This is a genomic window from Empedobacter sp. UBA7611 (assembly GCF_002484365.1).
GTDB lineage: Bacteria > Bacteroidota > Bacteroidia > Flavobacteriales > Weeksellaceae > Empedobacter > Empedobacter falsenii_B.
Map to the genome: position 1 here is coordinate 1 of NZ_DLJR01000034.1, position 14869 is coordinate 14869.

Genomic DNA, 14869 nt, shown 5'->3' on the forward strand with positions numbered 1-14869 from the left:
CAATCTCTGTACGGAAAGAGAAACGTGTTGGCAAAGGATTCACATTAAATTCACGAATAAATTGTAAATATTTTCCTGATTCCTCTTTTGGTTGAACCGCACGCCATTTTTTGAAAGGCTCGTACGATTTTCCTCTAAATCCGTAATTATAATTAATCGACGCTCTTAATTGTTGGTTGATGTTATATTGCGTGTAAATATCACGGTAATAATTATCCGAATACATCATCGAAACTGAAAAGTTAGATGGATCATAGAAACGAACAGGGTTGTTGTTATTTGTTGATCTAACTTTTCGAATATTGTTAAAAGCAAAACTTTTGAACTGCGTATAAGTACGAACAACTTTTTCTAATTCAGCTTTATTAGGCGCTTCATCAAAAATAATATCATTGTCTAATGGATTATATTTTGGATCGACAAAACTTTCCTGAATTGTAAAATCGAACGGAATTTCCATTCCCCATTTCTTTGGTAAGAATTTGTCTAATTTTACTTGTGCATTCAACGCATATTGTAATGATTCGTCCTGATTACGATTTGCAGGACCTTGATCTATCGCACCAAAACCTACAGAACTTGTGCTTCCAGAAACTTGTACATTCGCAAAATCACCTAAATTGAACTGCACATTTGCTGAAGCTGCATAACCACCTTGGTTATCAATTTCGCTTAAACGAAGTTCATTTACCCAAAGTAAAACTTCTTTATCAGACGGTCCAGAAGTGTTACGAACCCCAATCATAATTGAAGAGACATTACCCAATGTTGGACGACCTTTTACATAAACCGTTTTGTTTGGATTCTCTTGATCAAAAGCAAAATTGAAACGTTGCAATGTACTGAAACCATCAGCATCCCTTTGTTTTTTGGCATCTGTAAACAAATCTGTATTCAGATCGATAAAGTTTTCATCTGGCCAAACTGTGCTTTCTGTTGCAGAACTTTGTGGCGTATATTTCAACGGCATTTCATATTCGTAGTAGTTATCTGTATAATCACTACCTACACGAATAAATAATTTTGTACCATTATCAATCGCATTTGACGCTCTATCTAATAAGTTTTGAGCAGATACAAACATTTGTAATTTTTTGTATCGACGCAAATCTAAATTTGTATTCTTAAAAATAGCTTTTGAAGTACTTCCTGGTTTAAACTTCGCTTTCAATGTCATCGAAGCTTCGTTCTGAGATTGATATCCCGTTGTTCCTTGTGTTTGTTCACGATAAACTCCAGGAGGAATCATATAACGAGGACGATCTGTACCATTTCGTTCGATACTTACCTCACCAATTTCTAAATCATCAATATTTTTATCCTCCTCATAACCTTCTTGATTACTAATGATATAAGGATAAATGTTTTTTGTATAACGACGCCATTCAGAACGAACTAAATCAAAAGTACCAAAACGTAGAGTTGTTTCTTCCTCGAAACCTCGCATCACCATACGCATAAAACGAGCAGCTGTTAACACACTTTCTGCTTGTGCAATAGACGCATCATTGTTTAACTCTTCTACTCCATCTCCGTCAAGATCTAAATCAAAGTTATCAACAGGAATACGAACTTGATACCATTTTACATCATGTTTCGTTTTGTCTGGAAATTCTCCCTGAACCGTTTTTCTTGCAACAATAAATTTATTGTTTGGATCTTCTAACGTTTGACGGTTAATTTTTAATGTATACTGATTATAGTTTTCTGTCTGATCTAAATTGAAATCACCATTAATATCTTCTGTATCTGGCGTTAAAGATGATGCATGTAAAGGATTATCAGTTGAATTATTTCCTTGTGGATTTCTGAAATAACGGTAACGATCTTGAACCGTATTCCCGATTGATGCACCTCTAAAGCGATCATCTAAGAAGAATAAATAATTATCATTTGCAGGATCTAATTCTCCTGTCACTAAATTATTACTCGTAATTCCATAACGTTGCGCTTCTTCCTCATCTGTTAATCCATTATAACCCAAATCTTGTTGTTTTCGGGCAGCTCCTTCCGTATCAAAAGCATATAAAATTGGATTTAACTGAGGTGTTAATCCCCATTTAGAAGCAACAGTCGCCGCACCATTTCCAGAATGAGGCAATCCATTTTCGTACATCATTTCGCCGTCTTTTAAGACATCTTCCGAAACATTTCCTAAATGTACCAATAGCTCTCCTTCTCCACCTTTTCCATCTGCATAAGGATCCATCATCCAAAACTCGATGTATTCCACATTCGAATCTTTGAAGTTAGAAACTGAAATAGGACGCATAATTGCTCCCCAGTTTTTCGTATCTACTGCATTTGGATTAACATTATAAGGTCCACGTTCTTGCGGATAGAATGTCATATCTAATGTGCTGATGTACGAATTTGTACCAGCCATTACATCACGTTGATCAAAAAGCTCTTTTAACTTAATGCGACGTGCCATGTGTGTTGACATTTGTTGATCTGTTAAAGGCGAACTTCCTCCCATACCATAAAAACGCGGATCAATAGAATACCATGATAACATACGACGACCATTGTTGAATGATAAATCGTCATTTTTCATTCCATTTGGGAAGAACGGGTGGTAACCAGAAGCAGAATATCCAGCAGGTTTTCCTGGTGTTGATCCAAATTTCCATGAACCAACATCTAATAAACTAATGCGCGATTGTGCATCTTCGAAATCGTCTATATAAGAATAACCTCCTGTCACTTTGTTCATTCCTGGCATCAAATAAGCCGCCTCTGCCTGAACACTAATGTTCGACATTTGGTCCGTTTTGATTCCCGGAATTTTATTTGTTAAACGAGTTAACCACTCAGCTTCTGAGTTATATTGTGTATTAAGTCCAACAATTGTGTTATTCACAGGTTCTGAACCAAATTGTGTTTTTTGCGTAACTGGACGTTCTTGGTAATTAATTAAAGTTCCGCCTAACATAAACTTATCACTAAATTTATGCTCGACATTAATTCCCATGAAACGTTTTTTCTGTAAATTAAATGTAGATTGATTTTCTAAAGAAACATTAATTGGTGCTCCAGAATTTTTCAATTGTTCATTAATGATTTTTACACGCCCCAACTGATAATCTACCGTATAATCTACGCCTTCCGTCAACGTTGCTCCACCAGAAGTTACTTTAACAGAACCTTGCGGCACATTGAAAGCGCCCAACGGAATACCATCTGTCACCGTTCCTTTGTAACGACCTTCTAACGTATAACGATTAGCTAATTTTTCGCCAGAAAGTGTATTTGGTAATTGACGATAAATTTGATTAAAAACATATTCTTCATTTTGACCTTTTAATTTATTGCTCAAATATTTACCAAAAGGTTCAACAGAAGTGAAAATAATATTTCCTCTTTCTGTATCAATTGTTAACCCTGGTTGAAAATCAAATAAACCATCACCTTTACTTCCGTCAGGATTTTGTTGTAATTGTCCGTTCGAATTTAATCTATCCATGTTCAGAACTTGAATTAACGATTGTTCTGAAACAGCAGAATTTGGTAAGTAATTTAATTTTCCAGAAGATTGTTCACCATTATCTTTGAAATTAATATTCATCAAGAAATCTTCACTCGAAACACCATAAGCATTTAGCGAATAAATATTTTTCATCATCAAATCCCACATTGGCGAAGCCACATTAACTGCAGAATTTGGTTTGATTAATTTCGCGATAATTGGTTTATCTGTCTCACTCGACATTTGTCCAACTTTGTATAATTTTGTCGGATCAGAACTTAACGAATACTGAAACGAAACCGCTAACAAATCTTCACCATCAACCAAAGGCGTATTCAAGGAAATGTATCCTAATTTTGGATAGAAAGTGAATTCGGAAGCATCAAGTTTTCGAACATTTTCGTTGACGATAAAGTTTTCTCCATCCTGAAATTGTTCACCATTGAAAGAATATCCGTTCAAATAACTTCTTGCATCACTAATCTTGGTAAAACCTTGAGAATTAATCTCATTAAATAAGGCATTACTACTATTTTGAGGCGCTGTACCACCTTCTGCAATATCTCGCAAAGCGATAATAGAACGTCTATTCTGTTGATTCCCTCCAGATTTATCAACTTTCCAAACCTCAATATTACTGATATTGATATTACTGTTAACTGCAGGATAATTTGCTAACGCTCTATCGTAACTATTTCTAAAAAATTGACCTAAGAAAAAGTGTCTATTGTATTCATATTTTTCGGCAGCGACTTTAAAATCAGTCATCACACCACCACCTTGAACCACAATATTTTTAGATTCCGAACGTTGTTCTGAAAAGACAGCCGATACATTTGTACGACCGAATTTAAGATCTGTTCTAACTCCAAAAAGTGACTGTGCACCTGTAATCAACGAAGTACTAAGCGGCATCGAAATATTACCAACCTCTATATTTTGTAGGATATCATCTTCTCCTCCAAATGGATCTAATTTATTCCCTAAAGCCTTTCTCCACTGAAGTTTCATTTGATTTTCGAAGCCAAAACCAGCTTGCGTATCATAATTCACTTTCATCTGAAGATTTTCTCCGACTTTACCCAAAATACTCAATTGCATACGTTGGTTAAGATCCATTGTAAGCGTTTGACGGTTTTGTGGCAACAACATTGGATTATCTATCTTTTGCAAGAAAACACCCAATTCTAAATTTGCATAACCTTGCGGAATCAATGAAATTTCTGATCCACCAAAAATAGTTTCGAAAGCTTTGGATTTCACCTTAAAACTTGGTAAAATACTTCCTTCTTTTTTTCCTTCCTTATCTCCAAAACGTTCTTCACGATAAAATTGATCGTTGGTTTGAGATTTTGTACGGAAATAATTTTTCATGTCTTGATTCTGAACCAAAGTCAGGTATTCTTGACGTGTCAAATAGATAGGTTCGGAAACTAAACTTGTTCCAATTTGAGGATATAAAATATACTGACGCTTTATCGCATCATATTGTACATCGTATTTTATTTGATTATCTAAAAACAATCCACCTTTTTGATCTCGGATAGGAAACTTAAGCGTATCACTTTCCTGAGCCATAACATCGCTCATAGTTCCCATTGCAAAAAGGAAACACAAAGCCGCTATAGTAGAGCCTTTACGAATAGTTTTTGGTTCGTTATGAATCTTCATTAAATTTTCTTCAAGGTTTCTTTTACTAAGAATTCCACGTCTGCATCTGGCTGATCTTGTAGGATTTTGTCCATTATTTTCTCTGCAGATTTTTTAGGAATTCCTAAAACTTCTAAAGCAGATAACGCTTCATTCTTAGATTTATTTTTAACCGAAGTAGAATTAACATCTAATATTAAACTTTGATCCAATTTATCTTTCAAATCAATGATGATTCTTTGCGCTGTTTTAGCACCAATTCCTTTTACACTTTGCAATAATTTGGCATCTTCTTGAGCGATTGCAGTTGCAATTTCTTTAGAAGAAAGTGTAGAGATAATCATCATTCCAGAAGCTGGACCAACACCGTTAACACTAATTAATTTCTGAAAAATTTCTCGTTCTAATTTTGTTGCAAATCCATAAAGTATATGTGCATCTTCGCGAACAATCAAATGTGTAAAAATTGTAACCAATTCTTCGTGTTCTAAAGTAGAATATGTATTCAATGAAATATTGACCCAATATCCGACCCCATTACAATCTATTACAACATTTGTTGGATAAATCTCGATTAATTTACCTCTTAATTGTGTTATCATTTTGATGTTTATTTAGTTACACTACATATAGTGATAACGTCAAAAATACGATTTATTTTGTAAGGATGAAAGTATTGATTTTAATGAAAGCCTTGTCAAGATTTAAATCTTGACAAGGCTTCAATTGATTTGAATTAAATATTTTGAGAAATCAATTTTTAGTTTTTCATATTGTTGTTGGTTTGAAATATAACCGTCGTACTAAACGGAGGAAATGTAAATACAGTTTTAAAATAATCAGTTGAATACTCTTTATCACTAATAGGATTATTAAACGTTACTCTCGTTTTAAGACTAGAACATCTTAATTTGTCATCATAATTTTTATCAAATGAATAAGGTAATGGTTCAAAATAACCCTCATAATTTTTTTCACAAGGATATAATCCGTCAGATTCTAATGGACTTTGTTCAAATACTTTTCCAAAATGTTGAACTATAAATAATATTATTATTGAAATTAATAAGGATAAAATAATAATTTTTAAATTTTTCAAATTCAAAAATTCAAAAATTCAATTAATTACAAATAAATTTACATACAATGCTCATCCATTCCATTTAGCTGAAGTGCTTCTTTGGCTGGTGAAATGAAAGGAATGTTTAATTCTAATCCGCGAAGGATAAATAATACACCCAAAATAAGTGTGATAATTGGTAAGATTTTTAAGATCGTTTGACGCTGTTTCACTGATAAAAAATTACCAAATAAAACGGTTGCAAACATCAAAGGCAAAGTTCCAAATCCGAAGAAGAACATAAACATCGCACTTTTGTAAACTGATCCTAAACCAATGGCAGCTGTAAGTGAAGCATAAACCATTCCGCAAGGTAAAAGGCCATTTAATAGACCAACTATATAAAGTGAGGAAGAATCTTTCTTGATTAAGAATTTACCAAGAGAGAGTTTTACTTTTACCATCAAGGCGTTAACAGGGCGAAGTTGCGTAGCACCATTTTCGTAGAATTTTGGAATCATGACCATAATAATCATCAAAACTCCAATCAAAATACTTAAGTAATTTTGTAATCCAACAAATGAAAATGATTCACCAATCAATCCTAAAATTGCGCCTAAAATTGTATAAGTGGTTACACGTCCTAATTGATACGTCAAATTACGAAGTGTAAATTTTAGTTTGTTTTGAGATTCTAATCCCAAAGATAAAGCAATAGGCCCGCACATCCCCACGCAATGCAGGGACGATGTAAGACCTATGGATAATGCTATGATAACTATTGTGAAATCCATCGAATGGACTTTTTAATCAAATAAGTTTGATTATTTTCTTTCCAGCTTAAAGTTAATTCGTATTCTCCGTCAATTAACTTAACAGAAGGTACTAAGAAATTTTTTCTGTCTGATAATTTGATTGTTGTTTTAACGTCTTTGGTTTCGTTATCATTTCGCATCAAAAAAATATCTCCTTTAAAATCGGCAGCAGTAGTTGCTGGAAATTGAAATAAAAATCCATTTGCTTGTACAATAACTTCTGGTTTTTCGGCTAAAGTATTTGCACGTTTTTCAGCATTTATTTCATCCTGAAAATGAATTTCTTTTTCGTAATAATCCTCGGTTACCATTCCACCTGTATCTCCTGCAAAATATAACAATGATAGAATGAATATCATAAAACATCCCAAAGCAATTGCTACATAATGTCCCCAATTTAACTTCATATGATTAATATTTGAATGGAGCTGAGAAGCTCGTTTCGTATTTATCGATTACTTTTCCTTTTTGATTAACTAAGCCAATCACTACTTTTTCTTTGTACGATTTAACTTCATCCATTGGAATTTTCAAGAAGAATTTTCCTTGAATGATTTGACCTTTTTCCATGTTCAATTTATTTTCGCCTTCATACATTTCTACTTTTGAGTTTTTGTGTGATAGCAATTGAACAGTTACAATTTGATCTGCATTCGTTTTGTTGTACAATGTATACTCGAATTGATTAACGTAGTATTTTCCTTCTACCTTGTAATCTGTTCCAGGAACTTTAAGGTATTTAGATTCTACATCAGAACGAGAGAACAAGAATGCTGTCATTGCTCCAATTAATAATAATAAGGCAAATGTATAAGCTGCTAAACGTTTCGTGAATTTGAATTTTTCTCCACGTTTAATATCATCTTCAGAAGCATAACGAATCAATCCTGTTGGTAAACCAACTTTTTCCATTACTTCGTCACATGCATCAATACAAGCTGTACAGTTAACACATTCTAATTGGATACCGTTACGAATATCAATTCCAGTTGGACAAACAACTACACATTGACCACAATCTATACAATCTCCTTTTCCTTCTGCTTTACGGTCTTCGTTCTTTTTGAATTTTGCTCGACCAGCTGTTCCTTCACCACGTTTGAAATCATATGTTACATTGATTGTATGCGAATCAATTAATACTCCTTGGAAACGTCCGTAAGGACAAACCAATGTACATGCTTGTTCGCGAAACCATGCGAATACGAAATAAAACATTGCTGAGAAGAAAACTAATCCAACCAATGTTCCTACATTTTCGGCTGGTCCTTCTTTTATAACTGCGTATAAAGCGTCAGCACCAATAATATATGCTAAGAAAACATTAGCAATAATAAATGAAATGATAGCGAAGATGGTCCATTTTAATAATTTTTTACGAATTTTTTCTTCGTCCCAATCTTGCTTATCTAATCTAATTTGTTTTGCTCTATCTCCTTCTATGGCGTATTCTATTTTTCGGAAAACCATTTCCAAGAAAATAGTTTGTGGACATACCCATCCACAGAACAAACGACCATAAGCCATGGTGAATAATACGATGAAAATAATTGTCGTAATCATTCCTAAAGCTAAAAGGAAGAAATCGGATGTAAAGAACGGAAATCCGAATAAGATGAATTGGCTGTGCAATACATCAAATTTGAACAATGGATTTCCATTAGGTAATTTAAAGAAAGGCGTTAAGATTAATATTGCTAACAATACATAACTTACATACGTCCTATAATTTGTAAACTTACCTTTTGGTTTTTTAGGGTAAACCCATTTACGCTCTCCTGTTCGCTCCATAGTTCCAATGGAAGTACGTACATCTTCGTTCATTTGGCTGTTTTCATCCAAATAATCGTCTAAATTAAATTCATCTTTTGGGTCAGAATTTTGAACACTCATTATAGTGAATTTTAAATATATACAAATTTACGACTAAAAAAGAAAAGAGAGCTTATAAATAAGCTCTCTTTCAATATGATATTTGTTGTAATTATTCAATCAATTACTTTTGTTTCCATGCTTCCATTAAGTCACCTTGAGGAGCAGCTGCACCTTCTGCAACTGTTTTCGTAGGTTCTTTTTGGTTGATGTAATATACGTAAGAAGCTACTTTCTCAATTGCTAATCCAGATAACTCTTTACGTTGTCCAAATGCACGCATTTGAGGATTGTGTGGAGATCCATTGTAAACAATGTGATAAATATTTTTGAATAAACTATCTTCTACATGATTCACCCAGTAATCATCAGTTAAGTTTGGTCCAATACCTCCTTTACCACCTTCCATGTGACATTGAGTACAGTTTTGTTCGAAGATCTTTTTACCTTGTTCTACAATTGCAGGATCATTAGATTTGTTTACAGCTCCTGTGATATCAATATCATTTGCAACTGCCCAAATACTATCTTGTGCATCTTTGTAAACCATTTCTTTTTCGTATTCTTTGTCCATGTGAGCAAAGTCTGTAAAGCTATAAGCCATTACATAAACCACCATAAACACAACACCAAAGTAGAATAATGATAACCACCATTGTGGTAAAGCATTGTCTAACTCTTTGATTCCATCAAAACCATGATCTAAGATGATAGACTCTTCTTCTTTATCAGATTGTTTTTTAGCAGCTGAACTAAATAAGCGTTTGAAATAACCTATTTTTCCTTCTTCTAAATACTGTGCTTGTTCTACTTCTGATAATCTTTTGAATCTTTCTGCTTCGATTACTTTGTTCAAAGCATTAATAATTAAAAGCATTACCGTTGCAATTGCTAATACTGCCCAGAAAATTCCTTGTGCAAACACATGTTTTAAATGTTCAAGTAAATTGTTTACCATTCCTTGAAAACCTGGTTCTGGCACCACATCTACTGGCGTAACCATTGTAAACGCTAAGATTATAGCTAATAGCGTTAATGGAATAAATATATAGGCCGGGGTACGTTGTCTCATTTTGTATTATTTTTTTCGTTCTCTTCTGGTTCTAAATCTAAAGCTGCTGACTCGTTGTCTTTGTAAAACTCTTTTGGTTTTTTCATAACCTTAACAAAAATTGTCACAAAGACTGCTATAAATCCTATTAGGATTAATGTCTGCAATAAAGATGCATACTCATACTGAGAAAGGAATTCTTTATAATATTTTAACATTAGTTACTTGCTGTCTCTACTTGTTCAGCTTTGATATCTGTTCCTAAACGTTGTAAATATGCGATTAACGCTGTAATCTCACGATCTCTTAACGGAACAAACTCTTTACCTTGTTGTTTAGCTTCTGCTTCTTTTTTCGCATATAACTCTTTCAAGTCAGACGCATCTTTAAAGATAGTTTGCTCGATCGCTAAAGCTTGTTTGTTCATAGAAACTTGCATACTGTCAAAATCTTCTTGTTGATAAGGAACACCTAATGCAACCATTGATTTCATTTTATCACGCGTTAACTCACGGTCTAATTTATTGTCAATTAACCAAGGGTAACGTGGCATGATAGAACCATCTGATGTAGAACGTGGATTCCACATGTGTTTGTAATGCCAAGCATCTGGATTTTTACCTCCTTCACGGTGCAAGTCTGGACCTGTTCTTTTTGATCCCCATAAGAATGGATAATCGTAAACAAATTCTCCTGCTTTAGAGTATTCTCCATAACGTTTTACCTCGTCTCTAAACGGACGAATCATCTGAGTGTGACAAGCGTTACAACCTTCTCTAATATATAAATCACGTCCTTCTAACTCTAAAGGTGTATATGGTTTTACACTTGAAATTGTAGGTACGTTAGATTTTACTACAATTGTAGGTACAATCTCTACTAAACCACCAACAGCTAAAGTTAATACAGCAGCAATTGTTAAAACCATAGGAGTTCTTTCCATCCAAGAGTGTACTCCTTCTCCTTGTGTACGTGAAGCTGTTTTTGGTGCTAATGCAGGAGCTTCTGCTTCTTCATTCGCAATAAAGCTTCCTGATTTTACAGTTTTCCAAACATTAATAACCATTAAAATTGATCCAATCAAATATAATGTTCCTCCAAATGCACGTAATGGATATAACCATTGTTTAAGAATTGTAACTGTTTGTAAGAAGTTACCATATTCTAATGTTCCATCTGCTGCGAATTGTTTCCACATTAAACCTTGTGTCCAACCTGCAACATACATAGGAATTACCCAGAATAAGATACCGAAAGTACCAATCCAGAAGTGTGTATTAGCCATCTTAACAGATGCTAATTTAGTTCCAAATAACTTTGGTACTAAGTAATAGATCATACCAAAAGCGATAAATCCATTCCATCCTAAAGTACCTACGTGTACATGAGCAGGAACCCAGTCTGTAAAGTGACCAATTTTATTTAAAGTTTTTGTTGCTAATAACGGTCCTTCGAAGGTAGCCATACCATAACAAGTTAAAGCAACTACGAAGAATTTCAAGATTGGATTTTCTCTTACTTTATCCCATGCACCACGTAATGTTAATAAACCATTTAACATACCTCCCCAAGATGGAGCGATTAACATGATAGAGAATCCTGTTCCTAAAGCTTGTGCCCAACCTGGTAATGCGGTATAAAGCAAGTGGTGAGGACCAGCCCAAATATAAATAAAGATTAATGACCAGAAGTGGATAATAGATAATTTGTATGAGAATACAGGTCTATTAGCTGCTTTTGGTACAAAGTAATACATTAATCCTAAGATAGGTGTCGTTAAGAAGAATGCTACCGCATTGTGTCCGTACCACCATTGTACTAACGCATCTTGAACTCCAGAATACAATGAATATGATTTCGGAGCCGTTAAGCTAAATGTTACAGGGATTTCTAAATTGTTAAACACGTGTAACATTGTAATTGCAGCCCAAGTTCCGATAAAGAACCAAATTGCTACATACAAATGACGAACACGACGTTTAGCAATCGTTAAGAACATTTGTGCTCCAAACAATACCCAAACTAAAGCGATTAAAATATCAATTGGCCATTCGTGCTCAGCATACTCTTTAGAAGTGTTGTATCCTAAGATAAATGTTACAAATGATAATACAATAAATAATTGCCATCCCCAGAAAACGATCCAGCTTAAAACATCGCTGTACATTCTGGTTTTCAACAATCTTTGCATTGAATAATAAGCTCCGGTAAAGAACGAGTTTCCAACAAACGCGAACACCGCAAATGTTGTGTGAATCATTCTTAATCTACCAAAACCAAGTGTCCCTTGTGAATTGATTAACCCTTGGATGTTCCCTCCGATTGTACCATCATCCGATCCGAAGATGTATTCTGGTAACGTTGGAAAAAACAACAAAGTTGCAACCAATACTCCAAAGAAAAATGCCATAACTGCCCAAAACAATGTGGCATAAAGGAAATACTTTACGATCTTATTGTCGTAACTAAAAGTCTGCATTTGCATTATGAGTCGATTTTATCTTGTGTTTTTTTATCATCTTTTAACATTCTCACTGCTGGGGATTCATCCTCATCAAATTGTCCTTTCTTATACCCTAAAAAGAATAAAAGTAAGAAAATTGCCCCCAAAGAGACACTAACTAATATCATTAATAATAATATCCCCATAGCTCCACAAAATTACAAAGCCCTAAGTTCTTATCACAATGATTTTGGTCAGAGCAGTATGTATAAGTCTAATTTAAAATCAATCTAAATTCCATTTTGTTAATTTATCTACAATTCGCGTACTTGCCGTTGCAAAAATTAACACTGAAATAGAACTTATTGGCATTAATATAGCCGCTACAACTGGCTGTAAATAACCAGAAACAGCGAAACTAAGTCCAACAATATTATACAAGAAACTGATAAAAAAAGCAATTTTTACAAATTTCATCGTGGTCTTCGATAACTTTAAGAAATTTGGAATTGCTGAAAAACTTTTTGCATCCAAAATTCCATCACACGAAGGCGAAAAACTGTTAATATCCTCAGAAATAGAAATCCCAACTGTACTTTGCTTCAAAGCTCCAGCGTCATTCAATCCATCTCCAAGCATCATCACTTTCTTCTCATCTTGTTCCAGTTGTTTGATATATTCTAACTTATCAGTTGGTGATTGATTAAAAATCAATTTTGCATTGGTTGGAAAAATTGTTTCTAAATATTCTTTTTCAGAATCATTATCCCCAGACAAAACGTGTAACTGATAAGCATCCAATTCTTTCAATAAACGATCTAAACCTTTTCTATATCGATTGGTGTAAACAAATTTACCAAAAACTTCTTCATTAATTGATATAAATACTTGAGATTGATTTAAAGTATTTTCATTAAAAATAGCATTCGTAAAACTTCTCGAACCAACTTTTATTTGATGTCCATCTACATTAGCTTGCTGGCCTTTTCCTACAATTTCTTCGTAATTAGAAATCGGCAAATGATCATCAACCGTCAATTTCTTATATAATGTACGGCTTAAAGGGTGATTAGAGTTTCTAATCAATGCTTTCACCAATTGCTTTTGATACTCAGAAAGTTCTTTCCCCTCGTATTGCACTTTCGCTTCATCACTTTCCGTAATTGTACCCGTTTTATCAAAAACTACATCTGTAATTTTTTCCATTCTTTCGACTGTTGATGTATTTTTTACATAGAATTTCTTATTCCCGAAAATACGCATCATGTGTCCCAAAATAAACGGAGACGATAAACCTAACGCACAAGGGCAAGCAATAATTAAGATTGATGTAACAACTTCTAATATTTTTGAAGAATCGTGGAAATACCAATAAACAGCAGAAATTGCTGTAATAATAAGGATGATTAATGTGAAATAATGACTGATTTTATTCGTCAAAGCATTCAACTCAGATTCTTCTTTCTGGAAAGCATCATTGTTCCATAATTGGGTTAAATAACTTTGATTAACATCCGAAATAATTTCCAACTCAATTGCATGACCAGATTGTTTTCCTCCAGCAAATATTTTATCTCCAGCTTTTTTCTGAATCAAACGAGATTCTCCCGTCACAAACGAGTTATCAATCATCGCTTCACCTTTCATCAAAATAGCATCGGCTGGAATAATTTCTTCATTTCTAATTAAAATTCGATCACCTTTTTTCAAATCAGCCAACAAAATTGGTTGTTCATAACCATTTTCTAATTTCGCAACTGCAATTGGATAAAACGATTTGTAATCTCGATCAAATGCCAATGCTTGCATTGTTTGTTGCTGAAACCATTTCCCTGTCAACATCAAAAATAGAAGCATTGCTAATGTATCAAAGTAACCTGGCGAAATATCAAAAATGATATCATAAGTCGATTTGAACATAATCACGATGATTCCTAACGCAATTGGCACATCGATATTGATATATTTATTTTTCAGACCTTGCCAAGCCGAAACAAAATAATCGGTAGATGAATAAAAGAAAACAGGCAATGATAACGCGAACATTGTCCAACGGAAATATCCTTTGTTTTGATCTAACCATTGTTCTTTTACATTACCAAAAACTTCGACATATTCTGGAAAAGATAAAAGCATAATATTCCCAAAACAGAATCCTGCAATTACCAATTTGCTCACCAAAGAACGATCAACTTTGCTTTTTTTCTTTTTGTCTAATGTTTTTAGATTAATCGAAGGTTTGTAGCCTAAATTTGTAATAAATCTTGCTAAATCACCCAATTTCAAATCCGCATCACGATACGTAATCTGAACAGTTTTTTGCGTAAAATTGACATTAGAAGATATAATATTTGGATTAATCGTATCCAAACTTTCTAACAACCAAACACACGAAGTACAGTGCATTACAGGCACGTAAAAGGAGACAACTGTAACGCCGTCATCTGAAAAATCGACAACTTTATCAAAGATTTCTTTTGTGTTTAAGAAATCAAATTGATGATTACTT

10 protein-coding genes are annotated in these 14869 nt (G+C 33.8%); all 10 read right to left on the minus strand.

The annotated features are described in order from the left end of the window. Positions 1-5140, minus strand: a 5140-nt coding sequence (gene sprA / locus B3R94_RS04765; protein WP_291099014.1) for a cell surface protein SprA, incomplete at its 3' end; no start/stop codon positions are given. Further along, entirely contained in the window at positions 5140-5721 is a 582-nt protein-coding gene (gene ruvA / locus B3R94_RS04770) for a Holliday junction branch migration protein RuvA (RefSeq protein WP_291099017.1), read from the minus strand. The genes ruvA and sprA, both read right to left, overlap by 1 nt. Before the next feature lie 158 nt (positions 5722-5879). Then, positions 5880-6218, minus strand: a complete 339-nt coding sequence (locus B3R94_RS04775) for a hypothetical protein (RefSeq protein WP_280036616.1) — start codon at positions 6216-6218, stop codon at positions 5880-5882. 38 nt (positions 6219-6256) lie between these two features. Next, positions 6257-6973 carry a sulfite exporter TauE/SafE family protein gene (locus B3R94_RS04780; RefSeq protein ID WP_219033852.1) on the minus strand — a complete coding sequence of 239 codons (717 nt, stop codon included), beginning with the start codon at positions 6971-6973 and terminating at the stop codon, positions 6257-6259. Further along, the gene (locus tag B3R94_RS04785; protein WP_114997963.1) at positions 6958-7401 is read right to left on the minus strand and encodes a FixH family protein; all 444 of its coding nucleotides are present in this window, start codon (positions 7399-7401) and stop codon (positions 6958-6960) included. Before B3R94_RS04785 ends, B3R94_RS04780 begins: the two co-directional genes overlap by 16 nt. Positions 7402-7405: 4 nt before the next feature. Continuing rightward, positions 7406-8887, minus strand: a complete 1482-nt coding sequence (ccoG, locus tag B3R94_RS04790) for a cytochrome c oxidase accessory protein CcoG (protein WP_125349889.1) — start codon at positions 8885-8887, stop codon at positions 7406-7408. Positions 8888-8990: 103 nt separating this feature from the next. After that, positions 8991-9938, minus strand: a complete 948-nt coding sequence (locus tag B3R94_RS04795) for a cbb3-type cytochrome c oxidase N-terminal domain-containing protein (protein WP_280036625.1) — start codon at positions 9936-9938, stop codon at positions 8991-8993. Positions 9939-10134: 196 nt separating this feature from the next. Next, complete coding sequence (gene ccoO, locus B3R94_RS04800) at positions 10135-12402, minus strand: cytochrome-c oxidase, cbb3-type subunit II (protein WP_280036627.1); 2268 nt, start codon at positions 12400-12402, stop codon at positions 10135-10137. Then, positions 12402-12566 (minus strand): cbb3-type cytochrome oxidase assembly protein CcoS, encoded by a 165-nt coding sequence (gene ccoS / locus B3R94_RS04805; RefSeq protein ID WP_019974626.1) that lies wholly within the window; start codon positions 12564-12566, stop codon positions 12402-12404. The genes ccoO and ccoS overlap by 1 nt, the downstream gene beginning before the upstream one ends. Positions 12567-12645: 79 nt before the next feature. Next, positions 12646-14869: heavy metal translocating P-type ATPase (locus tag B3R94_RS04810; protein WP_291099025.1), on the minus strand; the 2224-nt coding region annotated here is incomplete at its 5' end.

Excerpts from the sequence above, each read along its gene's own strand:
- B3R94_RS04785 (WP_114997963.1), bottom strand. The coding sequence starts at position 7,401 with ATGAAGTTAAATTGGGGACATTATGTAGCAATTGCTTTGGGATGTTTT.
- ccoS (WP_019974626.1), bottom strand. The coding sequence starts at position 12,566 with ATGGGGATATTATTATTAATGATATTAGTTAGTGTCTCTTTGGGGGCA.
- B3R94_RS04780 (WP_219033852.1), bottom strand. The coding sequence starts at position 6,973 with ATGGATTTCACAATAGTTATCATAGCATTATCCATAGGTCTTACATCG.
- ruvA (WP_291099017.1), bottom strand. The coding sequence starts at position 5,721 with ATGATAACACAATTAAGAGGTAAATTAATCGAGATTTATCCAACAAAT.
- B3R94_RS04795 (WP_280036625.1), bottom strand. The coding sequence starts at position 9,938 with ATGAGACAACGTACCCCGGCCTATATATTTATTCCATTAACGCTATTA.
- ccoG (WP_125349889.1), bottom strand. The coding sequence starts at position 8,887 with ATGAGTGTTCAAAATTCTGACCCAAAAGATGAATTTAATTTAGACGAT.
- ccoO (WP_280036627.1), bottom strand. The coding sequence starts at position 12,402 with ATGCAAATGCAGACTTTTAGTTACGACAATAAGATCGTAAAGTATTTC.